25 protein-coding genes are annotated in these 26,091 nt (G+C 55.9%); 10 read left to right on the forward strand and 15 right to left on the reverse strand.

Annotation, left to right across the window (positions count from 1 at the left end):
• The first annotated feature begins 79 nt into the window (after positions 1-79).
• From zwf to HF679_RS02885, 3 genes are all read left to right on the forward strand, one after another.
• Positions 80-1,555 carry a glucose-6-phosphate dehydrogenase gene (gene zwf / locus HF679_RS02875; protein ID WP_123754903.1) on the forward strand — a complete coding sequence of 492 codons (1,476 nt, stop codon included), beginning with the start codon at positions 80-82 and terminating at the stop codon, positions 1,553-1,555.
• A gap of 221 nt (positions 1,556-1,776) precedes the next feature.
• Positions 1,777-3,588, forward strand: a complete 1,812-nt coding sequence (gene edd / locus HF679_RS02880; RefSeq protein ID WP_187042590.1) for a phosphogluconate dehydratase — start codon at positions 1,777-1,779, stop codon at positions 3,586-3,588.
• 37 nt (positions 3,589-3,625) lie between these two features.
• Positions 3,626-4,267, forward strand: coding sequence for a bifunctional 4-hydroxy-2-oxoglutarate aldolase/2-dehydro-3-deoxy-phosphogluconate aldolase (locus tag HF679_RS02885; protein WP_174508035.1), 642 nt, complete (start codon positions 3,626-3,628; stop codon positions 4,265-4,267).
• Positions 4,268-4,329: 62 nt separating this feature from the next.
• On the opposite strand, the gene purT is transcribed toward HF679_RS02885, so the two are convergent.
• A complete protein-coding gene (gene purT / locus HF679_RS02890; protein ID WP_187042591.1) occupies positions 4,330-5,508 on the reverse strand; it encodes a formate-dependent phosphoribosylglycinamide formyltransferase in 1,179 nt (392 codons plus the stop codon).
• Positions 5,509-5,643: 135 nt separating this feature from the next.
• On the opposite strand from purT, the gene HF679_RS02895 reads away from it, so the two are divergent.
• From HF679_RS02895 to ptrB, 3 genes are all read left to right on the forward strand, one after another.
• Positions 5,644-6,012, forward strand: a complete 369-nt coding sequence (locus HF679_RS02895) for a YebG family protein (RefSeq protein ID WP_123754899.1) — start codon at positions 5,644-5,646, stop codon at positions 6,010-6,012.
• A gap of 98 nt (positions 6,013-6,110) precedes the next feature.
• Entirely contained in the window at positions 6,111-6,818 is a 708-nt protein-coding gene (locus tag HF679_RS02900) for a tellurite resistance TerB family protein (RefSeq protein WP_187042592.1), read from the forward strand.
• A gap of 116 nt (positions 6,819-6,934) precedes the next feature.
• On the forward strand, positions 6,935-8,995 hold the full coding sequence (ptrB, locus tag HF679_RS02905; protein ID WP_187042593.1) for an oligopeptidase B: 2,061 nt from the start codon (positions 6,935-6,937) through the stop codon (positions 8,993-8,995).
• A 5-nt stretch (positions 8,996-9,000) separates the two neighbouring features.
• Here ptrB and exoX read toward each other — a convergent pair whose 3' ends face one another.
• Together exoX and HF679_RS02915 are read right to left on the reverse strand one after the other, a co-directional pair.
• Positions 9,001-9,660 (reverse strand): exodeoxyribonuclease X, encoded by a 660-nt coding sequence (gene exoX / locus HF679_RS02910; RefSeq protein WP_123754896.1) that lies wholly within the window; start codon positions 9,658-9,660, stop codon positions 9,001-9,003.
• 78 nt (positions 9,661-9,738) lie between these two features.
• On the reverse strand, positions 9,739-9,969 hold the full coding sequence (locus tag HF679_RS02915) for a DNA polymerase III subunit theta (RefSeq protein ID WP_123754895.1): 231 nt from the start codon (positions 9,967-9,969) through the stop codon (positions 9,739-9,741).
• 127 nt (positions 9,970-10,096) lie between these two features.
• Here HF679_RS02915 and yobA point away from each other — a divergent pair, with 127 nt between their 5' ends.
• From yobA to HF679_RS02930, 3 genes are read left to right on the forward strand one after another with little or no spacing between them, the layout of a single operon-like run.
• Positions 10,097-10,471 (forward strand): CopC domain-containing protein YobA, encoded by a 375-nt coding sequence (gene yobA, locus HF679_RS02920; protein WP_123754894.1) that lies wholly within the window; start codon positions 10,097-10,099, stop codon positions 10,469-10,471.
• Positions 10,472-10,474: 3 nt separating this feature from the next.
• Complete coding sequence (copD, locus tag HF679_RS02925) at positions 10,475-11,344, forward strand: copper homeostasis membrane protein CopD (protein WP_123754893.1); 870 nt, start codon at positions 10,475-10,477, stop codon at positions 11,342-11,344.
• Between the two features lie 16 nt (positions 11,345-11,360).
• Positions 11,361-11,699, forward strand: a complete 339-nt coding sequence (locus HF679_RS02930) for a YebY family protein (protein ID WP_154144700.1) — start codon at positions 11,361-11,363, stop codon at positions 11,697-11,699.
• Positions 11,700-12,091: 392 nt separating this feature from the next.
• Here HF679_RS02930 and HF679_RS02935 read toward each other — a convergent pair whose 3' ends face one another.
• From HF679_RS02935 to HF679_RS02965, 7 genes are all read right to left on the reverse strand, one after another.
• Complete coding sequence (locus tag HF679_RS02935; protein ID WP_227540110.1) at positions 12,092-13,045, reverse strand: spore coat protein U domain-containing protein; 954 nt, start codon at positions 13,043-13,045, stop codon at positions 12,092-12,094.
• A gap of 14 nt (positions 13,046-13,059) precedes the next feature.
• On the reverse strand, positions 13,060-15,387 hold the full coding sequence (locus HF679_RS02940; protein WP_123754891.1) for a fimbria/pilus outer membrane usher protein: 2,328 nt from the start codon (positions 15,385-15,387) through the stop codon (positions 13,060-13,062).
• A gap of 2 nt (positions 15,388-15,389) precedes the next feature.
• Complete coding sequence (locus HF679_RS02945) at positions 15,390-16,154, reverse strand: molecular chaperone (protein WP_123754890.1); 765 nt, start codon at positions 16,152-16,154, stop codon at positions 15,390-15,392.
• Positions 16,155-16,172: 18 nt separating this feature from the next.
• Positions 16,173-16,688: a spore coat U domain-containing protein gene (locus HF679_RS02950; RefSeq protein WP_123754889.1), complete on the reverse strand. Its 516-nt coding sequence runs from the start codon at positions 16,686-16,688 to the stop codon at positions 16,173-16,175.
• A gap of 21 nt (positions 16,689-16,709) precedes the next feature.
• A complete protein-coding gene (locus HF679_RS02955; RefSeq protein WP_123754888.1) occupies positions 16,710-17,279 on the reverse strand; it encodes a spore coat U domain-containing protein in 570 nt (189 codons plus the stop codon).
• 516 nt (positions 17,280-17,795) lie between these two features.
• The gene (locus HF679_RS24995; protein ID WP_123754887.1) at positions 17,796-18,059 is read right to left on the reverse strand and encodes an Ecr family regulatory small membrane protein; all 264 of its coding nucleotides are present in this window, start codon (positions 18,057-18,059) and stop codon (positions 17,796-17,798) included.
• Positions 18,059-19,030, reverse strand: a complete 972-nt coding sequence (locus tag HF679_RS02965) for a VirK/YbjX family protein (RefSeq protein ID WP_261803012.1) — start codon at positions 19,028-19,030, stop codon at positions 18,059-18,061. Before HF679_RS02965 ends, HF679_RS24995 begins: the two co-directional genes overlap by 1 nt.
• A gap of 266 nt (positions 19,031-19,296) precedes the next feature.
• Here HF679_RS02965 and pphA point away from each other — a divergent pair, with 266 nt between their 5' ends.
• Positions 19,297-19,941, forward strand: a complete 645-nt coding sequence (pphA, locus tag HF679_RS02970; RefSeq protein ID WP_123754885.1) for a protein-serine/threonine phosphatase — start codon at positions 19,297-19,299, stop codon at positions 19,939-19,941.
• Positions 19,942-19,946: 5 nt separating this feature from the next.
• Here pphA and HF679_RS02975 read toward each other — a convergent pair whose 3' ends face one another.
• From HF679_RS02975 to yebS, 5 genes are all read right to left on the reverse strand, one after another.
• The gene (locus HF679_RS02975) at positions 19,947-20,138 is read right to left on the reverse strand and encodes a YebW family protein (protein ID WP_123754884.1); all 192 of its coding nucleotides are present in this window, start codon (positions 20,136-20,138) and stop codon (positions 19,947-19,949) included.
• A gap of 93 nt (positions 20,139-20,231) precedes the next feature.
• Positions 20,232-20,471, reverse strand: coding sequence for a YebV family protein (locus tag HF679_RS02980; RefSeq protein WP_154144702.1), 240 nt, complete (start codon positions 20,469-20,471; stop codon positions 20,232-20,234).
• A 115-nt stretch (positions 20,472-20,586) separates the two neighbouring features.
• Entirely contained in the window at positions 20,587-22,020 is a 1,434-nt protein-coding gene (rsmF, locus tag HF679_RS02985) for a 16S rRNA (cytosine(1407)-C(5))-methyltransferase RsmF (RefSeq protein ID WP_187042595.1), read from the reverse strand.
• A 77-nt stretch (positions 22,021-22,097) separates the two neighbouring features.
• A complete protein-coding gene (locus HF679_RS02990) occupies positions 22,098-24,731 on the reverse strand; it encodes a PqiB family protein (RefSeq protein WP_187042596.1) in 2,634 nt (877 codons plus the stop codon).
• Positions 24,700-25,983: a membrane integrity lipid transport subunit YebS gene (yebS, locus tag HF679_RS02995; RefSeq protein ID WP_123754880.1), complete on the reverse strand. Its 1,284-nt coding sequence runs from the start codon at positions 25,981-25,983 to the stop codon at positions 24,700-24,702. The genes HF679_RS02990 and yebS overlap by 32 nt, the downstream gene beginning before the upstream one ends.
• Positions 25,984-26,091: the final 108 nt, after the last annotated feature.

Below are 26,091 nucleotides of genomic sequence, written 5' to 3' on the forward strand. Positions count from 1 at the left end.
AAACACAGTACAGTGCAGTGTAATAAAATTACAAATATAGCCTGGCATAAGCACCAGACTATCAACTGAGGAGAATGACATGGCGGTAACGCAAACGGCCCAGGCATGCGATCTGGTCATTTTCGGCGCAAAGGGTGACCTGGCGCGTCGTAAATTGTTGCCTTCCCTGTATCAGCTTGAAAAGGCTGGCCAGATCAACCCTGACACCCGCATCATCGGGGTCGGACGTGCTGACTGGGATAAAGATGCTTACACCAAAGTAGTTCGTGAAGCGCTGGAAACTTTCATGAAGGAAAAAATCGATGAAAGTTTGTGGGATACCCTGAGCGGACGTCTGGATTTTTGTAACCTCGATGTGAATGATACCAAAGCGTTTTCTCGCCTCGGCAAAATGCTGGATCAGGAAAATCGCGTCACCATTAACTATTTCGCGATGCCGCCAAGCACCTTTGGCGCGATTTGCAAAGGCCTCGGCGAAGCAAAACTGAATGCCAAACCGGCGCGCGTGGTCATGGAAAAACCGCTGGGGACCTCTCTGGATACCTCCCGCGAAATCAACGACCAGGTCGGCGAATTCTTCGAAGAGTGCCAGGTCTACCGCATTGACCACTATCTCGGCAAAGAGACGGTGCTCAACCTGCTGGCGCTGCGTTTTGCGAACTCCCTGTTTGTGAATAACTGGGACTGCCGCACCATCGACCACGTTGAAATTACCGTGGCGGAAGAAGTCGGCATTGAAGGCCGCTGGGGTTACTTCGATCAGGCCGGGCAGATGCGCGACATGATCCAGAACCACCTGCTGCAGATCCTGTGCATGATTGCCATGTCGCCGCCGTCAGATCTCAGCGCCGACAGCATCCGTGATGAAAAAGTCAAAGTGCTGAAATCACTGCGCCGTATCGATCGCTCCAACGTGCGTGAAAAAACCGTCCGTGGCCAGTACACCGCCGGTTTCGCCCAGGGTAAAAAAGTGCCGGGCTACCTCGAAGAAGAGGGCGCGAACAAATCCAGCAATACCGAAACCTTCGTGGCGATCCGCGTGGATATCGATAACTGGCGCTGGGCCGGCGTGCCGTTCTACCTGCGTACCGGTAAACGTCTGCCGACCAAATGTTCTGAAGTCGTGGTTTACTTCAAAACGCCGGAGCTGAACCTGTTCAAAGAGAACTGGCAGGAGCTGCCGCAGAACAAATTAACCATTCGTCTGCAGCCGGACGAAGGCGTTGATATTCAGGTGCTCAACAAAGTCCCTGGTCTGGATCACAAACACAATCTGCAGATCACCAAGCTGGATCTGAGCTATTCGGAAACCTTCAACCAGACTCACCTGGCGGATGCCTACGAGCGTCTGCTGCTGGAAACCATGCGTGGGATCCAGGCGTTGTTCGTGCGTCGTGATGAAGTGGAAGAGGCGTGGAAGTGGGTGGACTCCATTACCGAAGCCTGGGCGGCGGATCGCGATGCGCCTAAGCCTTATCAGGCGGGGACCTGGGGACCGGTTGCCTCCGTGGCGATGATTACCCGCGATGGTCGTTCCTGGAACGAATTCGAATAGTCAGCAGGTTATCCGGATGAGTTATTTTACCGGTAACATGATCTGACGCAGTATGTCGCATAATTTTTAGCCTTTTAAGCTCCGGGAGGATTCACCCCCGGGGCTTTTTTTATTACACTGCCTGTAGATATTTTGCCGCTGAGCTGCAGTGCTGGTGCCTTTCACCGAATAAGTCATCGTTAAATCACTGTGGCCGGACAGATAAAAATTCAGGAGCCTTTATGAATTCGACAATGTTACGGGTAACAAATCGCATTATCGAGCGGTCGCGTGAAACCCGCACCGCCTACCTCGCACGGATTAACCAGGCGAAGACGGATACCGTCCATCGCGCCCAGCTGGCCTGCGGTAACCTGGCCCACGGCTTTGCTGCCTGTCAGTCGGATGATAAAGCCTCGCTGAAAAGCATGTTGCGTAACAACATCGCTATCATTACCTCCTACAACGACATGCTCTCCGCCCATCAGCCCTACGAGTACTATCCGGATATCATCCGCAAGGCGCTGCATTCTGTGAATGCGGTTGGCCAGGTTGCGGGCGGGGTGCCGGCGATGTGCGATGGCGTCACCCAGGGGCAGGATGGTATGGAGCTCTCGCTCCTGAGCCGCGAAGTGATTGCGATGTCGGCCGCGGTCGGCTTGTCGCATAACATGTTCGATGGCGCGCTATACCTCGGCGTGTGCGACAAAATCGTCCCGGGGCTGACCATGGCGGCGCTTTCTTTTGGCCACCTGCCGTCCATTTTCGTGCCGTCAGGCCCGATGGCCAGCGGCCTGCCGAATAAAGAGAAAGTGCGGATTCGCCAGCTGTATGCAGAAGGTAAGGTCGATCGTATGGCGCTGCTGGAGTCCGAAGCGGCCTCCTATCATGCGCCGGGCACCTGTACCTTCTATGGCACCGCGAACACCAACCAGATGGTGGTGGAGTTTATGGGGATGCAGCTCCCTGGCTCATCTTTTGTCCACCCGGATGCCGAATTGCGTACGGCGCTGACTACCGCGGCGGCCCGTCAGGTGACGCGTCTGACCGGTAACGGCAACGAATGGATGCCGCTGGGCAAAATGTTCGATGAGAAAGTGGTGGTGAACGGTATTGTGGCGCTGCTGGCGACCGGCGGCTCCACCAACCATACGATGCACCTGGTGGCGATGGCTCGCGCCGCCGGCATTATCATCAACTGGGATGATTTCTCCGATCTGTCCGATGTGGTCCCACTGCTGGCGCGTCTCTATCCGAACGGCCCGGCCGATATTAACCACTTCCAGGCCGCAGGTGGCGTGCCGGTGCTGGTGCGTGAATTGCTCAAGGGCGGCCTGCTGCACGAAGATGTGAATACCGTGGCCGGGTATGGACTCTCCCGTTACACCATGGAGCCGTGGCTGAATAACGGCGAGCTGGACTGGCGTGAAGGGGCAAGTGCGCCTCTGGACGATCAGGTCATCGCCACTTTCGATAAGCCATTCTCTCGTCATGGCGGGACCAAAGTGCTCAGCGGTAACCTTGGCCGTGCGGTCATGAAAACCTCCGCGGTGCCGGTAGAAAACCAGGTTATCGAAGCTCCCGCGGTGATTTTTGAAAGCCAGCACGACGTACTGCCGGCGTTTGAAGCCGGTATGCTGGACAAAGATTGCGTGGTGGTGGTCCGTCATCAGGGGCCAAAAGCGAACGGCATGCCAGAATTACATAAACTTATGCCGCCACTTGGTGTATTATTGGACCGCCGTTTCAAAATTGCGCTGGTTACCGATGGGCGACTCTCTGGCGCATCCGGCAAAGTTCCGTCAGCAATCCATGTCACGCCTGAAGCCTACGATGGCGGCCTGCTGGCAAAAGTACGTGATGGCGATATCATCCGCGTGAACGGGCAGACCGGTGAACTGACGCTGCTGGTGGATGATGCTGAACTGGCTGCGCGTCAGCCGCATATTCCTGACCTGAGCAGTTCGCGAGTGGGAACCGGCCGGGAAATGTTCTCTGCGCTGCGTGAGAACCTCTCCGGAGCGGAACAGGGCGCAACCTGCATCACTTTTTAAGACGATTCGAATTGTAGATCTGGCGAGAGAAAATCTGATGAAAAACTGGAAAACAACTGCAGAAGCAATCCTCACCACCGGCCCGGTTGTACCGGTAATCGTGGTGAAAAAGCTGGAACACGCTGTGCCGATGGCCAAAGCGCTGGTTGCAGGCGGCGTGCGTGTACTGGAAGTGACGCTGCGTACCGAATGTGCGCTTGAGGCTATCCGTGCGATTGCCAAAGAAGTGCCGGACGCGATTGTTGGCGCAGGTACCGTTACCAACGTCGAGCAGCTGAAAGCCGTCACCGACGCGGGCGCGCAGTTTGCTATCAGCCCGGGCCTGACCGAGTCCCTGCTGAAAGCGGCAACGGAAGAAGGCACCATCCCACTGATCCCGGGTATCAGCACCGTTTCTGAGCTGATGCTGGGCATGCAGTATGGCCTGAAAGAGTTCAAATTCTTCCCGGCAGAAGCCAACGGCGGCGTGAAAGCGCTGCAGGCTATCGGCGGTCCATTCGCTCATATCCGTTTCTGCCCGACTGGCGGCATCTCTCCGGCGAACTACCGTGACTACCTGGCGCTGAACAGCGTACTGTGCATCGGCGGTTCCTGGCTGGTACCGGCAGATGCGCTGGAAAGCGGCGATTATGACCGTATCACCAGCATTGCTCGCGAAGCGGTAGAAGGCGCGAAGTAATTTTCACGCCCTGATTTATCGTAAAGTACTCACCCGGTAGCACTCGTGCTACCGGGTTTTTTTTATCCCTGAACCACGACGGCAGAGGCGGCGGTTTTTGCCCGCGCCACTGCATCTTCCACGCTGTCGGCGACCGCCAGCGTCACGCCGAGCCGACGGGAGCCGTCAATTTCCGGTTTGCCGAACAGGCGCAGCTGCAGGCCTGCACCCACCGCCGCCTGAATATTGCTGAAGGTGACGTTCTGGCTGGTCAGCTGCGGCAGAATGACCGCCGAGGCCGCCGGGCCGTATTGACGGATGGCGCCGATCGGCAGGCCGAGAAACGCCCGGACGTGCAGGGCAAACTCGGAGAGATCCTGTGAGATCAGGGTGACCATGCCGGTATCGTGCGGACGCGGAGAGACTTCGCTGAAGATCACCTCATCGCCACAGACAAACAGCTCCACGCCGAACAGACCATAGCCGCCGAGCGCCAGTACCACCTTGCTGGCAATCTCCTGGGCGCGGGCCAGCGCCAGTTCGCTCATCTGCTGCGGCTGCCAGGATTCGCGATAGTCGCCATCTTCCTGACGATGGCCGACCGGGGCGCAGAAATGCACGCCATCCACGGCGCTGACGGTCAGCAGGGTGATTTCAAAGTCGAAATTCACCACCCCTTCAACGATAACCCGACCGGCACCGGCGCGGCCGCCTTGCTGCGCATACTGCCAGGCATCAGCCAGCTGTTCAGCGCGACAAATAAAACTCTGGCCTTTGCCGGAGGAGCTCATGACCGGCTTCACAATGCAGGGCAGGCCAATTTCGTCCACCGCATCGCGAAATGCGCTTTCGCTATCGGCGAAGCGGTAGGAGGAGGTTGGCAGCTGCAGCTCTTCTGCGGCCAGGCGACGGATACCTTCGCGGTTCATGGTCAGCTTAGCCGCACGAGCGGTTGGGACCACTTTTTGCCCGGCCTGCTCCAGCTCAACCAGCGTATCGGTGGCAATGGCTTCGATTTCCGGCACGATGAAGTCCGGTTTTTCCTCTGCAATCAGCGCCCGCAGGGCATCGCCGTGCAGCATGTTGATCACGTGCGAACGGTGCGCCACCTGCATCGCCGGCGCGTCGGGATAGCGGTCTACGGCGATCGTCTCAATACCCAGGCGTTGACACTCGATGGCCACTTCTTTGCCGAGCTCGCCGGAACCTAACAACATAACCCGCGTTGCTGCCGGGCGCAGGGCTGTGCCTAATAACGTCATGACTCATTTCCACAGTAAAAAAACATGCGCCGTAGTATAAACGAAAACGTTTGCGTCTGTCTTTATGGCTGTCAGTTGAGTCCAGGGTGAAAATTTGCTATACTGTATAAAAATACAGTATAAAGAGGCTGCACAATGGCGGTTGAAATTAAATATGTGGTGATCCGCGAAGGTGAGGAAAAAATGTCGTTTACCAGCAAAAAAGAGGCCGATGCTTACGACAAAATGCTCGATCTTGCCGAAGTCCTTAACGACTGGCTGGTAGCGTGCCCGCTGACGCTTGAAGAAGCACAGCGTGATGAAATGGCGCTGTGGCTGGCGGAACGCAAAGAGACCCTGCATCACATCCTGAGGACAGGAAAAGCGCCGGAAGCAGAATCAGACGAAGAAACAGCAGGGCAGGAGCCTCAGGCTGACACCGCAGAAGTCGCGACGGATGAACCGGACGAACCGCAGGTTGCCGCGGCGACAACCGGGAAAACCCGCAAGGTGAAGGCCGCCTGATTACGGCCTGAATTTGCGCATCTTTATCTGCTCATCACATTTCCTGACATCTCGTCGTTTAGGCTGATGGTTTCGCTTACTATGCAACGAGGGAAATCATGTCTAACTGGCTTAATCAACTCCAGTCTCTGCTGGGTCAGCAGGGACAATCTGCCTCCTCAGGTGAACGACAGGAGGGGAAAAGTTTCCTCCTGCCCGGCGCGCTGGGCGGCCTGGCCGGGCTGCTGGTAGCCAGTAAATCATCGCGCAAGCTGCTGGCTAAATATGGCACCAGCGCGCTGCTGGTCGGCGGCGGTGCGGTGGCTGGAAGCGTGTTGTGGAACAAGTATCAGCAGAAATTGCGCGAGAGCGCACGAGCCTCGGCGGCAACGCCAGCATCATCGCCAACAGCACCGACAGCTGCGCCATCGGTCGCATCCGCGTCACCTTCAACCGGGCTTGATGCCCGCAGCGAGCGGTTGATTCTGGCGCTGGTGTTCGCGGCGAAAAGCGACGGCCACATCGACGACCACGAACGGGCCAACATCGAAGAGCAGCTGCGTGCCGCCAATATTGATGTGCAGGGGCGGGTATTGATCGATCGCGCGCTGGCTCAACCGCTCGACCCGCAGCGTCTGGCTCAAGGGATCAACAGCGAACAAGAGGCGCTGGAGGTGTACTACATCAGCTGCGCGGTGATCGATATCGATCATTTTATGGAACGCAGCTACCTCAACGCCCTCGGGGAGGCCTTACGCCTGCCGGTGGAAGTGCGCACCGAGATCGAACAGGACATCCAGGCGCAAAAACAGGCGCTTTCCACCTAAATAAACAGGTTTTGCTTGCATCGCGGGCCACTTTTGCCACCCTTATAGACACGCCATCTTTCAAGCCGCTTCTTGAATGATTTTGTGTAGTAGAAAAGGATGCAAAAGAGCAGACGATGCCACCAAAAGCAAAACGAATCCCCCACGCCATGACCTTACATGGCGATACCCGTATCGATAATTACTTCTGGCTGCGCGACGACGATCGCGAGCGGCCAGAAGTGCTTGACTATCTGCGCCAGGAAAATGAGTACGGGCATAAGGTCATGTCGACACAGCGCAGCCTGCAGGATCGGGTGTTGAAAGAGATTATCGACCGTATCCCGCCGCGCGAGGTTTCCGCCCCCTACAGCAAAAATGGCTATCGCTATCGCCAGGTGTACGAGCCGGGTTGTGAATACGCCATCTACCAGCGTCAGTCGGTGCTGAAACAGGAGTGGGATGAATGGGAGGTGCTGCTGGATGGTAATCAGCGCGCGGCCCAAAGCGAATTCTACACCCTCGGCGGGCTGGGGATTGCCCCGGACAACACCCTCATGGCGGTGGCGGAGGACTATCTCTCCCGGCGGCAGTATGGCCTGCGCCTGTGCAATCTGCAAAGCGGCGAATGGTATCCTGAGGTGCTGGAGAACGTCACCCCGGAATTTGCCTGGAGCAATGATTCACAGACCCTGTGGTATGTCCGCAAACATCCGACTACCTTGCTGCCTTATCAGGTCTGGCGACACACCGTCGGTACGCCGTCCTACTCAGACACCCTGGTCTATGAAGAAAAAGACGACATGTTTTATGTCAGTCTTCATACCACCACTTCCCGGCAGTTCGCGGTGATCTATCTCGCCAGCGCGACAACCAGCGAAGTGCGCTTGCTGAACACCGAAATGCCGGATGCCGAGCCGGTGTGCTTCCTGCCGCGCCGTAAAGATCACGAGTACAGCCTCGATCACTACCAGCACGCCTTCTATCTGCGATCCAACCGTGAGGGTAAAAATTTTGGCCTCTACCGGACTCACGAGCGTGACGAGCAGCAGTGGCAGACCCTGATCCCACCGCGCCCGGACGTGATGCTGGAAGGATTTACGCTCTTTACCGACTGGCTGGTGGTCGAGGAGCGTCAGCGTGGGTTAACCAGCCTGCGCCAGATTAACCGTAAAACCCATGAAGTGGTCGGGATCGCCTTTGACGATCCGGCCTATGTGACCTGGCTTGCCTGGAACCCGGAACCTGAAACCTCCCGCTTACGTTACGGTTACTCGTCGATGACCACGCCGGATACCCTGTTTGAGCTGGATATGGATACCGGCGAGCGGCGGGTGCTCAAACAGCAGGAAGTCAAAGGGTTCGACCCCAGCCATTACCGCAGCGAGCACCTGTGGATTAAGGCGCGGGATGGCGTCGAGGTACCGGTCTCGCTGGTTTACCGTCGGGAGCATTTTCGCAAGGGCGGCAACCCGCTGCTGGTCTATGCGTACGGATCGTACGGTGCCAGTGAAGATGCGGACTTTAGCGCCAGCCGCCTGAGCCTGCTTGACCGTGGCTTCGTGTTTGCTATCGCCCACGTTCGTGGCGGCGGCGAGCTCGGGCAGCAGTGGTATGAAGACGGCAAGTTCCTGTGCAAGAAAAACACCTTCAATGATTACCTTGATGTCTGTGATGCGCTGGTGGCGCAGGGGTATGGCGATCCTCAATTATGCTACGGCATGGGCGGTAGCGCCGGCGGCATGTTGATGGGCGTGGCCATTAATCAGCGTCCGGAGCGCTTTCACGGTATCGTCGCCCAGGTGCCGTTTGTTGATGTCCTGACGACCATGCTCGATGAGTCGATTCCGCTGACCACCGGGGAGTTTGAGGAATGGGGCAATCCGCAGGATAAAGCGTATTACCACTATATGAAGAGCTACAGCCCCTACGATGGCGTGAGCGCTCAGGCCTATCCTCATATGCTGGTGACCACCGGTCTGCATGATTCCCAGGTGCAATACTGGGAACCGGCGAAATGGGTGGCGAAGCTGCGCGAGCTGAAGACGGACGATAATCTGCTGCTGCTCTGCACCGATATGGATTCGGGGCATGGCGGCAAGTCAGGGCGTTTTAAAAGCTATGAAGGCGTGGCACTGGAGTTTGCCTTTCTGATTGGCCTGGCACAGGGGACTCTGCCAGGCCAGGCCGACGTCTAATCGCGCTACTCCCCGAGATAATGCTTGAGCGTCAGGCGTAGCTCGGGGCTCATCCGATCCAGATTATTGAACAGCCAGCGTAAATAGCCGGGATCGTTTTCGGCGATTTCGGCCACCGCTTTACCGCGGTACTTGCCGAACGTGAAGGTGGTCAGGAGCGCCGGGCGGCCGGTGATGGTCACCATGTCGTCTGGCTGCCAGCCGGAAACGTTCATGATATCGAGCAGCAGCGCCGCGGTGATATAGCAGTCGTACAACGCGCGGTGATGATGCAGCCCCGCCGGCGTGGCGACGCTAAGCTTACGCGATTTATACAGCCCCATATTGCTGTATTTAATGCCTGGCCACAGACGCCGCGCCAGCTTCATGGTGCAGATCCACTCTCCGTGCATTTCGGGTAAGACCCGACGGTCGAAACTGGCATTGTGGGCGACATACCACGGGCTGCCGAGATAATGTGGCAGAACCTCTTCAATCCACGGCTTGTCCGCCACCATCTCTTCGGTGATGTGGTGGATCGCCATGGCCTGTGGGCTGATCGGGCGGTCGGGGCGGACCAGGTGGCTCATCGGGTTGGTTATCTGCCCGTCGACAATGTCCACGGAGGCGATCTCGACAACGCCGCCTTGTAACCCGCAGGTTTCGGTATCTATTACGCGTAGCATGGGCAGCTCCTGGCCAAGGTTACCCGCGCACGGGAATACACCGGCCTTGCCAGGTAGGGTGTCCGCAGGGAATGGCAATTATTTTGCTTTGGGTTCATAAGGCAATCGCGACAGGGAAACGGAGGCCAGTCGATGGGCAATCAGGCGTTCGCGGAACCAGTCGCGCAGGTGCGCCGGCTGCTCTCTTTCCACTAAATCGGCGACAACCGGCATATTGTAGCGTTCTTTAAAGGCGACGCCGGCTGCGGCAAGATCGACATTCACTTTGTCCATCTCATCCTGCGAAAGTTTTGCCAGGTTTTTTTCCAACGGGTTTCTCCTTCATGATGCCGTAAAGCGTTCGGGCGAGTCGTCAGGCTCAGACGCGCCGCTCGACTACGCCATTATACAGGGTTATTCTCTGTGCTACATATCATAACGAAAAGGAATGACGATTATGCGTATCACTGCCGGGCGCGCGCTGCGTGTCTCTGCTCTTCTCGCCGGTTTCCTGGTCAGCGCCGCGGCCTTTGCCCACGCCCATCTGCAACAGCAAATCCCCGCCGCAGATTCGACGGTGGCGGCTTCTCCTGAGACGCTGACCCTCAACTTTTCTGAAGGTATTGAAACGTCATTTAGCGGCGTGACGTTGACCGGGCCGCAGCAGCAATCGGTGGCAACCGGAAAACTGGCCCGCAGCGACAGCAGCCCGACCCAGCTGATTGTTCCTTTGACCCAACCGTTGACGCCAGGGACATACACCGTCGACTGGCATGTGGTGTCCGTTGACGGTCACAAGACCAAAGGGCAGTACCACTTTACCGTGAAATAACCGATGCTGACGGGAATTTATATCGGCCTGCGTTTTGTCCACTTCCTGTCGCTGATGGTGGCCTTTGGCTGCGTGCTGTATGGCGGGTGGTGGGCGCCGGTCTCTCTGCGTCGTTTACTGATGCAGCGTTTTTTGCCGCTGCTGCGCCATCTGCTGTTGCTCAGCGCCATCACGGCCCTGCTGATGCTAATGGCGCAGGGCGGGTTGATGGGGAACGGCTGGGGAGATGTCTGGCAGCCTGCGATCTGGCAGGCGGTCGCCGGCACCCGTTTCGGCAGCGTCTGGGTCTGGCAAATTTTGCTGGCCTGGGTCACGCTGGCGGTGGTATGGCTGCGACCGCGCCGTCTGGCCCGGCTGCTGCTGGTGCTGCTTTGCGGCCAGCTGATATTAATGGCGGGCGTCGGGCATGCGGCAATGAGCGAGGGCCTTCGCGGCGTGCTGCAACGCACTAATCATGCCGTGCATCTGTTCTGTGTTGCCAGCTGGTTTGGCGGCTTGCTGCCGTTCATCTATTGCCTGCGGCTGGCGCGCGGGCGCTGGCGTCAGTCGGCAATCAGCACCATGATGCGCTTCTCGCGATACGGGCATCTGGCGGTGGCGGGAGCGATTGCCAGCGGCGTGGTGAATTCGCTGCTGATTCAGGGGGGACTGATCCGCGATTCCCTCTGGGGACAGATGCTGTTGATCAAATGTGCTCTGGTCGTCGGGATGGTGGCAATTGCGCTGGTGAACAGGTATGTTCTGGTGCCACGTATGTCGGTGAGCGCATCGCGAGCGGAACAGCTCATTGTACGCACCACGCAGGCAGAAATTGTGCTTGGCGCACTGGCGTTGCTGGCTGTCAGCCTGTTTGCAACCTGGGAACCTTACTGAATTAACTGGCTAAATCATGAAAAAAACTCTTTTGACGATGTTGTTACTGGCAAGCTCGGGCGTCGCGCTGGCGGCACCGCAAATTATCACCGTCAGCCGCTTTGAGATGGGCAAAGACAACTGGGCATTTACCCGCGAAGAGGTGATGCTGACCTGTCGTCCGGGCAACGCGCTGTTTGCCATTAACCCCAGTACGCTGGTGCAGTATCCGCTCAATGATATTGCCGAGCAGCAGGTGAAGGAAGGTAAAACCAGCGGGCAGCCGATCTCGGTGATCCAGGCGGACGATCTTCAGAATCCGGGACAAAAAAAGAGTCTGGCGCCATTTATTGAACGCGCGCAGAAACTTTGCTGATTCCCGAAGCTATCCTGCTGTATTAGCACATAAAAAAACCGCCGTTATCCTTGGTCAGGATCGGCGGTTTTTTGCTGGCACCGTGATTTCGTCAGGAATTATTCGACCACTTTTGTCGCGGACTGGAAAACCTGTCACGGTAATCTATTCTTATAAGGCAAGGCGATTAGCCTGCATTAATGCCAACTTTTAGCGCACGGCTCTCTCCCAAGAGCCATTTCCCTGGACCGAATACAGGAATCGTGTTCGGTCTCTTTTTATCTGTTGTTTATCAAACTGTTATGTCATCTGACCGCAAATAATCCTTCATTTTCCCCGGCGGTCTGTCCTTCTTATACCACAACCCAAAACGCCTTAACATTCCCTTTACAGAAAAACGCGGTATTAAAATCTCAATAAGAGACGGTCACGGTGACGGTATCGCTATAGGTTCCGGCCGGCTTGCTGGTTTGGGCTGGATTAATCTTTAGCGTGTAGTTTACATCCTGGGCGGTGCCGGTACCGCTCACGTTAAGGTCGTTGCTCTGGGTCCATGCGCTGCCTGACAATTGATAGAACTGATACTGCAATGCATAACTGTTCTGATTTATGGTCGCCATCAGCTGGCGCCAGCCTCCGCTGGTGGGGTTGGTGCTGGTCAGGTTAACGGTAAAGGCCGCGTTCTTAGTGCAGCGAACCGAAAATTTGCCGCTCAGGTCGGAAAAACTGGAGGGCAGGGAGGCGGGCACAAAGGCGACATCCGGCGCGCTATCAAGGAAACAGTAGTTCGTCACTTTCAACGTCACGTTAAGCACTACCTGCTGATGGCCGGTGGCGTAGTTACAGGTGATGATACCTGAGACGCAAATTCTGTAATCCCACAAAATGTTGATATTGTCGGTATAGGTTCCGGCGGGCATATTGAGTCCTGACGGAATTTTCAGAAAAATGGGTAACGAACCATCGCTGGCGTTGAATAACCCCAGCAGCCCGATAAGTGAGGTGATAGTCCAGGTTTTGACATAGCCGATTGGATAAACCTCAGAACAACTGTCATCTGCGCAAAGGCTATAGGGTACAAAATCGGTACCGCTGGCGCTCATCATCTGCGGAACCGTGCCATTTGGATGATCTGATGAGACGATTTTAGCGCTAATGGTATTGGTGCTGAGTAGCGACAGCGCGCTGCCGGAGCAGGCAAAACCTGATGCCGATTTAACCGTTTGCGGCGTACTGGCGAGAGTAAATGAGTTAACGGAACCAAAGCTTGCCGCGTTGGTGAGCTGAAATGAACAGCTGATATCCGCGCGAGCGAGTGGGCTGAACAAAAACAGCAGCGTGCATAACATCAGAATGCGTTTCAACATCGTCTCCGCGTTTTTCATTGGCAACTGATTGGCCCCACCCGCTGCGGGACAGGGGTTTGTTCGGGCAGTTTAAAGTGCACAACGCACTGGCCTTTGTCGGCATTGATAACCAGCTTATTCTCTCTGTTGAGGTGTGAAAGCCAGACGATACCGTCATATCCCACTACGCTGACCTGATGACTGGTGGTTTCCTCTACCGGGGTACCGAGTGCTAAAGGCTGGCCGGCACCATCGACCAACGTGATCGTGGCCGAGCGAACCCGGCGGACCGGGAATTCCACCAGCGCGCCGCTGGACTCCCGTACGGCGATCCGCTGTTCCACCATTGGAACTTCGGTATCCGTGGGCAGGGGCAGGGTATCCAGCGTCACTTTGCCCGGGTACCACGCCGTAGCCCATGGAATAAGAAGATGGCCATTCTTATCGGTGGCACCCACTTTGCGGTTTTCATAATTCACCGTGACGTCAGGGTAGCCATCGGTCGACACGACGATAAACGCATCGTTAATTCGGCGGGCGAAAAACAGGCTGTTATCCATCAGCACCACCGAGCCCGCAGCTTCAAACCAGCCGTGACGATCGTCGCGTGAGCCGTAATAACCACCGCTTAAGGTTGCTAGCTTATTGACCCACGTAAGATCGGCCTGGCTATAATTATCACCGCTTATGGAATGGGCGAGATTCCAGCCGAGTCCGCCCTCTACCGGGGCTGAGCGGTTGTAGGCGATGTTTTGCCCCCATTCGCCTGAACTGGATCGTTGCCCGCTGATTTGTACGCTACCCAGCTCATCAAACGGGATAATCAGCTGCAGCATGCTGGAATAAGAGTTCGCCTGCAGATCGTGGTTAACGCTGATATTAACACTGCTGTTTTTCCACAATCCCCGACTCCACGACAGGTTCATCAGGCGGGTACGGCTACTGTCCTGCGCCTGGATATCGAAGTAGCCCAGGCTGAATGATCCCAGCACACGGCCCCACGGGCTGAAACTTAAGGTCGCCTGATCTGACTGGCGGCTGAGGGTTGAGGTCGAACGATAGCTGCTGAGGTTATCGAAATCGGCGCTGCGCTGAATATGCTGATAATTCAGCCCCCAAATACCGCTGTAATAGGAATAGCCCGAGGTCAACTGGTTACCGTTTCCCTCTCCCTGGCTGGCGCTCGCAGAGAGGCTTAAGGTGCCTAACGTTCCGACGCTAATATCGCTGCCGATACCCGCATTGGCGAGCCCTTCGCGGTTCTCGGTGTGTGTTGATAGCGTTAACCAGTTGCTCACGCCGTAACGGTAAATGGCGCTGACCGCGCCGGCGCCATAGTCAGCATTTTTGATTCCGTAGTTATTGCGTAGCGCGCCGATAGAAAAGTCGAAATCACTCAGACCCTCACGTAGCAGGGTATTCGAGACGTAAAAGGGAACGCTGGTGGTCACCTGGCGGCCCAGGGCATCGGTGGTTACCACCGTTGCCTCGCCCGCACCGCTGATATAGGGCACGTTCGTCAGGGTATAGGGGCCGCCGTTGATCTGGGTTGAGCTGGCCTTATAACCATTGATAAAGAGATCCACGCTCGAAGGGACTTCCGCGCTGCCCGACAGATTGAGCAGCGGATAGGTCACCAAATCCGGACGAACGCTGAAGTTACGGCTAAAACGCAGGCCGCCAAGGCGGACAGAGCTGCTCCAGGTTAGGGCATCGCTCACCACATCGCCTGCCTGATAGCTCAGCATTCGCTCGGTATCGCTATATTTCCACAGGGTGTCGTAGCGGATATAGCCCTGCTGTTCAGCGTTCCCTGAAGACCAGTTCTGCCGGATCACGGCGAAGTTGGAAAAGGTACCTGCTGCCCCGAAAAAGCGTGTTTCCGTTGAGGTGCTGGTGGTTTTGCTATTGTCAGACGAGACGAGGCTGTAAGAGTCATAGTTGAAGAGCAGCCCTGGCGTACTGAGCGGCCGATGGTAATTTTGCTCGCCGGTGTTATCAATCCGCTGTTCCGGTAGCCAGCTATCGGGAACTTTCAGCTTGAGCATTTGCCCGGCCTGATCGTACTCGAACTGCACCGAAGGGATCTGCGAAACATCAACCAGGGCTTCACCTTCCGGAAGGGGAATGTAGGCCTGCCTTAACACGGAGGCTGAAACCCAATAGCGATCGTTGCTCACTTTTACCGGAACCGTGCCAGCCAGAGTATTGCCATTTACGGACAGCCCCAGATACAGCACATACTCCAGCTTCGGGCTAAATGAAGCCATCGGTGCCGGTAAGCTGTCGTAGGTTGCCGCATGGCTGGTCGACGATGCGATTGCCAGCAGTCCCCCCGTTGCCGTCCCTGCCAGGAGCCGCATAATCAATGGATGGCCGGAATTTCCACCGCCTGGCTATTGTCGGTTAATTTGGCGAACAGTCGCTGGCCTCCTGATACTGACGTTTTGCTTGCCACCGGGAAGCAGACATTGCGCTGCGCCAGCACATAGCCGAGCAGTCCCTGGGTTTGGGTGGCTTCCCGCTTACCTGCGTTTTTAGCCCAGTACACATCGCTAAGTCTCGCATGCTGGTTGCCTGAATTTTTAATACACAGCATCTGGCGACCCTGCTGGCTTGAAAGCGTCCAGCCCAGGTTTGCTCTTACTGGTTCGACGGGGCTTTCGAGCTTCAGCGGAGAGAGACCCTGTCCATAGGTAAATAGCGGCAGCACGTAACGCATACGCATTTTCAACCCGGCAGAGCTTTTCTCCGTCTGAACCGTCGGTTGGTTAGATGGAACTTCATCAATCACGATGCGATACGATTTTTCTTTGCCGCTGGCGACGGGCGCGATGCGCATCAGACGCACCAATTGGCGCTGTCCAGGTTGTACGGTGGTGAACGGAGGGCTGGCAACCACCTCGCTTTGATCGGCGTAGGCGTCAGAAGAATCTTTCTGATCCCAGGAGAAAATCCGTAACTGCAGATTGACCGGGGCAGTACCGCGATTTTCCAGCCAAAGTTCAGAGCCTTTTTCGTTGTCGCTGATGGTTTGAAAAATCGGCCACACCAGAACGGAACTGGCGGCATGGGCGGCAGAGAATAGCGATGAGGAAAGCAACAACAGGGCAACACTACTGCGAATCATATATAACCTGCTTATTATCTAATATGTCAGTGTGACCGTGACGGTATCGGTATACGAACCCTGCGCCGGGAAGCCATTCGTGGCAAAAAGGCGGCCATAAACCGTATAGGTTTGGGTGGTGTTCGGAAATGAAGCAACGCTGTACGCCAGGGCGTTAGTTCCCCATACGTTGGAGCGGTTGGTATCCTGAAAGAGCTGATAGGCAAGGGTATTACCGCTACCGTTTGCCAGGTAACGCTGAGTGGCTGAGCCACCGTTGACGCCATAATCGAGGGCGATTGAGATAGCCATTCCTGGCGTGCAGGCGACGACAATAGAGCCAGCCCCTGAGGAGCTGGCAACATCGACGTTATTGTACAGAGAGGACATCGACCCGAAGCTTAGCGTGCCGAAATCCGCCGTTGGAGCACCGCTGCTGCCTAATAAGCAGCCTGTCGTAATTTGCGCCGAGACTTTAAAACTCTTCTGGGCGACATCAGCGCAAGCGCCTGCGCTAACGAGCATGAGAAAAAACAACCACTCCGATCGTACCATGACGTCCATTTCCTCGTGCCGTTACCAGGTCAGGGTGGCGATAACCATATCTTGATACAAACCTGGAGACGGCGCGGTTACAGCGCCCTGATCTACTGGCAGAATACGCGCATAGATCGGAATGTTCTGCGCGATGCCTGTGCCCACAATGGCAATCTCGCCATCAGGCGTGACTTCAGTGAGGCGGCTGCTGTCCGAGTAGAGGCGGTAGGGAATCTGATCGCCATCGGCGTTCTCCAGCCTCCTTACCGTTCCTGAGCCGCTATGCTCCCCGCCATTAAGGGTTAACGTTGAATTGAGACCGTCGCTGCAGGTTACTGAGACCGCATTGGCCCCAGAGCTCCCTAACATATCGGCGTCAATAGCGTTGACCAGATCGCTATAGCTGCCGAAATCAATGGTGCCCCAGCTGTTGGTGCCAGTGGCGCTGGTACCATTCTTTACCGTACACCCGTCTCCGATAGTAAGCTGTACCCCCACCTGACCGGTTAATGTGCCGGTCTCTAATGGGAGTGCAAATGCAGATTGAGTCACAACAATGGCGCCGAACAAGCCACTTAATACGCTGCCTGTCATCGTTTTGACGTTCATGGCGAACCTCTTTAAATGTGAAAGCCGCAGAGAGAAACACAACGAGAATTCTTCTAAACCAATTACTAAGGTTGGTTTTTATTTTTTAACGTATAACGACTAATAGCAGATAAGGGTAATTTTATATAATGCATTGATTTTTTCTTTGTTTGTGGTTTTTTATGCTGGATTATTTAATGTTTAGTGGTTGTTTTTGTGTGTTTAATGGTATCTTTGTGGGTTTTTGTTTCTTTGTTTGCCGTTTTGATACTGCGAGCTTTCTTAAAATTTTTAAAAACCTGTATCTGGTGCAAATTTCAGAACAAAAAAATTGGACAAAAATGGGGTTCTAGTTAAGGCGTTAGGTTCTAACCAGATGATTCATAGGCGAAGAGCTGTCTGAAATTTGCTGGAGTAGTCAGGTTTGGATGAATAAAACGATATTGGTGAGTCATTTTTATTCATTTTCATTTGTTCGGGAATGAATGATATGGCGGGTGCAAGAAACAGACGGTTGAACTGTAATATGAAAACTATTTATTCTGGCGCGACCAACGTGGGGTATAGCTGTGTCTCCAGATAACTGACAAGGGACCAGATTTCACCGCTGAAAATAAACCACAGGGAAGCCGTCAAAATAATTAAAAGGATAGCCAACAGCACGGCTTCTGCTTTACTCATAACTTCAATGGCTACCTGAACGGAAACGATGAAGGTACGATAGTAACGAAACCACGGTGCAGGATGCAAACGCCGTTGCGCAAAACGGCGTTTATTTGATTTAAACCGGGCCCACGCCATTAAAGGCGGGACGTGAGCCTGGTGACCTGCGCGGCCAAATCATCAAGCAACTGAAAACGACGGCGGTACTCTGCCCGTTTTTTGCTGGCAATGTCGTCCAGTGATTTTCGTTCCAGCCGCAGCGGTAAACGCCAGCTCCAGCCATCTGCCGGTACGCCGTCAATCGAGCGCCAGAACTCGTCATAGCTGGCGTGAAAATGACGACCTTTGCTCAGACGATAGCGCAGCGCGCGGAAAACATGGCCGTTATCGCTCACGCCATCAATGGCCTGGATATCGCTTCGGGCCGCCAGCGCCCAGATAAACTCCAGCAGCAGGCGCTTCGGGAACAGCCCGTAGCAGGCGCGGGTAGCGAGCTTAATCACCTCATGGGAGACGTTGCGCCGCGGCCCCTGAAGGCCACCGATAACCAGGTGCCAGCGATCCTGCTGGCGCACGATGCTGAACGTTGCGCTGGCCAGCAGCGTCTGGTTGCCATCGCGCAGCCATAGCGTGGTTTCGCCTTCACGCTCGGCTTTACCGGCGGAGGAGGCCGACAGGGTGAAGCGGGCCTCATCTTTGCCCTGCAACTCGAGCAATGGCATCTCTTTAGCAGAGGTCATGGCGGCGGCCAGCGGCGTGCCGGAGAGTGAATCGACAAACTGATAGTGGCTGATTATTGCCTGGGCGCGCTGGCGGGCGTTGAGTCCCCGGGTCAGATACTGGCGATGGACTTTCCCCGGTAGCGTCACCTGTGCGGCAAGCAGCTGTTTAAAATCAGGACGTAGCGAAAGATTATCTAACATCTCCCGGGTCGGGGTATAAAATAAAAGCGTGCGCAGCAAAAACTTAACGCGATATTGCCGCTTGTGCCAGATCGGAGCGGGAATAACTCTGCCCATCACCAGATCGGCAATCAAATTTGTGGATGGCTGTTGGGTGTAGACTGAATGCAGGCTATTGTCCGTCACGATAAAATACCTCGTCGTTATTTAGCCCCTATTTTAAGGGCTGCTTGCGGAGAGATTAATATCCCGGAAGACTATATTTGTGTTTCGTTTAAATTTGATTGAGGTGGCTGGAAGGGCTCTTATGAACGATAATTAACGATAAATGTTTTGGGAGGATATACCCTAAATAGTTCGAGTTGCAGGAAGGCGGCGACGCAACGAATCCCCAGGAGCTTACTGAAGTAAGTGACTGGGGTGCGTGAGTAAAGCCAACGCTCATGCAACTTGAAATATGACGGGTATAAAATATGTATCAGCGTATTGATGGCTCATCCTGGCGCTATATCTGGGTGGTTGGCGACCTGCACGGCTGCTTTTCCCTGCTGATGGCCCGACTGCGTCACCTAAAATTCGACCCCTACCAGGATCTTCTGATCTCGGTGGGGGACCTGATCGACCGCGGCCCACAAAGCGCGAAATGTCTGGGGCTGCTGGGCTGCCGTTGGTTTCTCGCGGTGCGCGGCAATCACGAACAGATGGCGCTGGATGCACAAGAGCAGGGAGAGCAAATGCTGTGGATGATGAACGGCGGTCAGTGGTATCAGGCGAGTTCGCGAGCCGAGCGCCAGCAGGTCGATGCGCTTTTCGCATGTTGTCGCCAGCTGCCGTCGATCGTCGAGCTAAACTGCGGATCGACGCGGCATATTGTGGCCCACGCCGACTATCCGGCACAACGTTACCGCTGGCTACAGCCGGTGGATGAACAGCAGGTACTGTGGAACCGCCAGCGTCTCACCGATCATCTTGCCGGGCGGCATGGCGCGATTGATGGGGCGGATCATTTCTGGTTTGGCCATACGCCGTTGCAGCAGCGCTATGACAGCGATAATCAGCATTACATCGATACCGGGGCGGTATTTGGCGGCGAGCTGACGCTGGTGCAGCTGCAATAAGGGATTTAAAAATCGCTGTATTCGCTGGCAGGTTGCCAGAAGCTATCGACAAAATCCTCGACGGGGAAGCAGCCTCCGTGGCGTATTCGCTGATCGTCCATGGCGACCAGGCACCGGGGTTCGTTATCGTAAACATCCACGACAATATCCTCGCAACCACCATCCAGGTAACAAATAAACAAAACTAAGGCAAACATCCTGGCCTCATGTCCGGGTTTGTTAATCAGTATAGGGTAGTTCAGAAGCAGCGGGGATAAATAACCCGTCTCAGGCGACGGGTTCTTTTTGAATCAGGCTACGCGCATGACCCAGGCATCGGATTGTTGATCGTAATGTTTACGGTAGAGAACGGAATGTTGGCCATCAAGAATCGCGGGTACGCTGGTTTCAGTGTCCCAGCCATCCAGCTGCATGCATAAATCCGGGTCGGATTTACAAGGAATACTTAACGTTCGCTCGCCCTGCTGTTCACCGTGCAGTTCGGCATCGTCTATCTCAAACGCGCCGATACGTATGCTGGTTTTGCTCATACACTCACCCCATTGATCTGCTGAATTGTGGTACGACCAGTTAAGGCCGACATTTTTCAGCGTAGACAATGGGGCGTAAATCGCCAGTCAAAAAGTGCGGTATTTTTGCACTCGATCACGCCTGGCCGGCAAAAAGTTTCCCGTCGCGCACCAGTTCGCGCGGATAGCTGTTTTTCAGCCGCGAACCCACCTTTTTCGCCAGCCCCAGAGTGGCGCCCTGGAAAGTGACGATGACTTCATCCTGGCGCGGTGGCGTCTCGGGGTAAACATCGCGGCCCCGGTACCACTCTTCGGCTTCCGCCTGGGTCAGTTCGAAAGGGGCGTCCGGCGCGGCCAGAGCGATCACCGCTTCATGCTGCCAGCGATATCCCTTGTTGTGGGTCTCTGCCAGACGCAGGCCAATGCGTGAAAAACGGACCTGGCCTATCAACGACTCCAGCGCTTTCGGGAACAGCCAGATTTCTTTGTCGCGCTGCCACAGGTTATGGCTGTCGTCCCAGTGCAGGCCGACGGCGGCGGCCGCTGCGCTAACGGCGGCGCTTTCCCGGCCCTTCAGCGGTGAAAACGGAAACTTGCCGACTTTGTAGCCGGGAGCAGGCAGCGCTTCAATGGCGGCGGTTTTGCGCAGTCTGGCGACAAAAAAGCCTTCGCAGTCGAAAATCTGCGGGAAGACGTGGAGAAAACCCTCGGCGGTTAAGGCCTCTGCGGCCTGCGGGAACAGTCCGTCAAGCGGCAGTACTTCAACCGCCTCGGGGTAACGCGCTAGCAGCCACTGTACGACGGCTTCGTTTTCCTGCTGGTTGAGGGTGCAGGTGGAGTAAACCAGGGTGCCGCCGGGGCGCAGCGCATGAAAGGCGCTGTCGATTAACTCTCGCTGGGTGTCGGCGATCTGCTGGTTGCTTTCCGGCGACCAGTTTTTTAAGGCGTCAGGATCTTTACGCACCACGCCTTCGCCGGAGCAGGGGGCGTCGAGCAGAATGGCATCGAAACACTCCGGCAGCGCGGCACCAAATACCCGGCCGTCAAAGTGGGTCAGCGCCACGTTGCTGATGCCACAGCGGCTGATATTGGCATGCAGAACCTTCACCCGGCTGGCGGAAAATTCATTGGCCAGGATCCCGCCTTCGTTGCCCATGCGGGCGGCGATCTGGGTGGTTTTCGACCCCGGCGCGGCGGCGACATCCATCACCCGCTGCGGCATCTCGCCATCGGCAAACAGCGCGGCAACCGGCAGCATGGAGCTGGCTTCCTGAATATAAAACAGGCCGCCCAGGTGCTCGGCGGTGCTGCCCAGCGGCAGGGCGTCTTCATCGTCCCGTTCGATCCAAAAACCTTCTTCGCACCACGGGATCGGCGTCAGTTGCCAACCGTAAGGCGCGACCAGTTGCAGAAAATCGGCAACGGTGATTTTCAGCGTGTTGACACGCAGGCTGCGGCGCAGCGGGCGCTGGCAGGCGGCGATAAAATCATCGAAGGAGAGATGCGCGGGCATCGCGTCACGCATTTGGGCGAGGAATTGTTCGGGAAAATAGACTGCGTTATGAGCCACTGCTGCGCACCACAAGAAAAAAGGGTGCGCAGTTTAGCATAAACGCTCCGGCGGGGGACACCGGAGCGTTAGGTTGACTACTGCGGCAGGGCGGTGCCCCATTCGCGCCACTCTTTTGGCTCGCTCTCCAGCAGCAGGAAGTGCTTACCATCCTGAGCCTTCGGCGCCAGCGGCGTGCCAGGCGGTGTCGCAAAGGAGATGCCGCCGCGAATGAACTGGTTGAACGTCCCGGTTTTCACCACGCCGCCAATCAGGCCAAAGTCGAAGTTATAGCCGGAAGAGAGCCAGAATACCGAGTTGTTGCGCACCAGGTACTGGTAGCGTTTACTGATGCGCATTTTTACCATCACCCGATCCGACATGGAGCCGAGCGTCAGGCTGGTGACGGTCCCGACTTCAAGCCCACGGAACAGCACCGGCGTACCGATATCCAGTGAACCTGCCTCCGGCACTTCAACTACGATGCTCAGCCCGTCGATATAGCGCGAGTCGCTGATGGTCGTTTCCTGAATCTCAAAATCACGACGCGGTGAACCGCGGCCCGGTTCGACGTTGATATAAGGCTGGAAAATGGTATCCAGATGTTCAACACCGGCGGCTGAAATTTGCGGCGTGATCACCGAGAAACGCGTCCCGGCGCGGGCGAAGGTGTTGACGTATTCCGGGTAGAGCACCGCTTTCGCCTGCACTTCGTTTTTCGCGGTAATCAGATTCAGGGTTTGAATCTGGCCGATGTTAATCCCGAGGTAGCGAATCGGCATCCCTTCAGAAATTTTGCCGGCGTCAAACGCATGCAATGTAATCTGCCCGCCGACGGCGCGCGCGGCAGTTTCTGATGCATAGAGAATGCGTTTATTGTCCACCCGGGCGCTGGCGCTGTTGCCGCTGAGCTCGTCAAAGCTGATAGCTCCTCGCAGGGCGCGGGACAGCGGAGATGCCTGTACGGTCAGACCGTTGCCGTCGAGCTGCACCTTAGCTCCGCCTTCGGCCCAGAAGACGCTGTTGCTGGTCAGCAGGTGGCGGTATTCCGGCTTGATATGCAGGTTGATATCGAAGGCATTACGTCGCGGCTTGACGGAGATAATCTCGCCGACGGCAAATTTACGGTACAGCACAACCGAGCCTTCCTGCACGTCCGGTAAGGTCTCCGCCGTCAGGCTCAGGGTGGTGGTTGGGACGTCGCTGAGGCTATTTTCTTCCGCTTTTTCCATATTGGCATACATGGGATAGCTGGACTGAATTGCCCCTTTGTCACCAGGAATAATGCGGATACCGCCATCGACCCACTCGCTGGCGCTGGCGCCCAGAACTTTAATGCCGTCCAGACCGACTTTGACATCCAGGCGGCTGTTGACGACAAACTTACTGTCGCCGCGGACCAGATCGCGATATTCAGGGTTAATCGCGACCTGGAAGGTGACGCCTTTGGCCGTGAGCTTGCGCTCAAGAACCTGACCGACTTTGACGCCGTGCAGCACCAGCGGTTGCCCGGCATCGATACCGTAACTTTCCGCCGCCGTCAGGGTGAGGGTGGCAACATCCGGCTCTTCAAGCAGCGCTTTGTCTGCCGGCAGAACCACGAAATGATTGCGGGTTTCCCCTTCGCCGGGCACCAGTTCAAAGGTATTACCGGTCAGCAGGGCGCTCAGGCTTGGGTTATCCAGCGAAATCTTAGGTTTTTTCATCTGAATAAGCGTTTTATCCCGTAGCAGGGTCACCACGCTCGGGTCGACCGTCATCTCACCGGTGACTTTACTGCCGGGAGCGAGGTTAAGTTTGGTCAGTTGCCCGACTTCCAGCCCCTGATACATCAGGGGGGTAGAACCGGCTTTCAGGCCTTCGCCGCCCGGCAGGTCAAGGGTCACCAGCACCCCGCGCTGGCTGTGGGCCAAATCTTCGTATAACCCGTATTCGGCATTTTGCGGTGCGCTTTGGGAACTGGCAGGTGAGTCAAAGGCAATCGCGCCATTGACCATCGCCGACAGGCTTTCCAGCTGGACCTTCGCGCCGCTCAGACCGACATCTGCCTTAATACCGGAGACATTCCAGAAACGGCTGTCTTTTTTCACCAGATTGGTGAAGCGACGCTCGATCAGCACATCGATGTTGACGCCCTGATTGTTCGCATTGAGCGCAAAGTCGTACACCCGGCCCACCGGAATTTTGCGGAAATAGACCAGCGAGCCGCTGGTCAGCGAACCGAGGTCAGGCGCCTGCAGATGAATCATCAGCTCGCCGTTGCTGATACGGTATTTCGGCTGGGTATCGAGGGCGACGAAATGGTCCTGGGCTTCACCTTTCCCCGGCATCATTCCGATATAGTTGCCGCCAACCAGGGCATCAAGACCCGATACGCCGGCCAGAGAGGCTTTTGGCGTCACCAGCCAGAACTGAGTGTCCTGGCGCAGCGCCCCTTTCATGTCGCCTTTAACACTGGCAGACACTTCGATTTTGCTCAGGTCTTTGCTTAATGAAATATTTTCAACGGTGCCCACTTCTACCCCTTGATAGCGGATAGGGGTGCGCCCCGGGACAATGCCGTTGGCCGACTGGAAATCAATCGTAATGGTGGTTCCGCGATCGTTATAGCTGGTCCAGATGAGCCAGCTGGCGATCATCAGCGCAATCACCGGCAGCAGCCAGAAAGGTGAGATGCGACGTTTGGTTTTAATTCTGGCTTCAGTCGGTGAAGCCGGCGTTTCCTGACTCATGTGCGTCCCAAAGTAAGCGGCTGTCCAGCCATTCAACAGCAAGGATAGTTAATATTACTGCGGCGCCGAAATATACCGCAGCGGGCCCCATCGTAAAAGCGAGGAGTTGGTCGCGATTAATCAGTGACATGGTTAATGAGATAACAAACAGATCTAACATTGACCACCGGCCAATCCAGGTAATCAGCCTGAGCAGCAGGATGCGGGTGCGCAGACCCTGCTCGCACTTGAATTGTATGCTGACCAGCAGCGTAAACAACACAATAACTTTGGTAAATGGCACCAGAATACTGGCGATAAACACCACGGCGGCGATCGCCACGTTACTGTTTGCCAGCGACATAATGCCGGACAGAATCGTATCATTCTGCCGCGCGCCGTTCACGTAGATGACCGATATCGGCAGCAGGTTTGCGGGCAGCAGAAAGACCATGGAGGCAATCAACCCGGCCCAGCTGCGCTGCAGACTTTGCGGCCGCCGATGGTGTAACGGCGTATGACAACGCCGACAGCGCCCGCGAGCATCGCGAAAACCGGTGTGATGACAGCCGGTACACACCTGTAGCGCCGGGTCGGGACGCAGGGCGGGCCGCTGGGGGTAAAAGCGCTCCCAGAGCTCTTCCACATTCATGTGAATGATCGTCAGAATGCTGAGCAAAGTCAGTGAAATGAAGGCCACAAGCCCGACGCCAGGCTGCAGAAACGCATAGTCCTGCACCTTGATGGACGCCACGCCAATGCCGACCAGATAAATATCCAGCATCACCCACTCTTTGAGCTTTTCCAGCATCAGCAATACCGGGCGGAGATTCATGCCCAGTACGTTTCCCAACCACAGGTAGGCGATGGCGATGACCAGGATTGCCGGAGCGCCAATGGCGCAAAACAGCACCATCGCGGCGGTGAGCGGATCGCCCTGGTCGGTCATTTGCCAGATGCCCTGTAAAACGTTAGCGTCGATGCGCACGCCAAGCAGATGCAGGCGCAGCAGCGGTTCAGTCCAGGCGAAGGGCATCAGCAGCAGCATGGCGATAGCCATACAGCCCAGACGAGTGAGCGACCAGTCGCGGCCATCGCGGATCTTCGCATTGCAGCGCGGACACCAGGCGCTCTGATGGCGCTTTAGCACCGGCAGGCTGAACAGGATATCGCACTGCGGGCAGCGGTGATAATGCGCTTGCGGCAGTGGACTACTGACCGCATGCACGATCATTTTTTTCGCTGGTGTCAGCGGTTGTGTTTTTAGTGGCATTTATTACGTACAGGGATGAATGTATCTCACTATCTTAACCCAGGATTGAATTCATCTTGAGCCTGAACGCATTTAATGCTTATTTTATTAGGCTGTACGTATTTGGCA

The organism is Enterobacter sp. JUb54 (assembly GCF_014298075.1).
GTDB lineage: Bacteria > Pseudomonadota > Gammaproteobacteria > Enterobacterales > Enterobacteriaceae > Klebsiella > Klebsiella lignicola.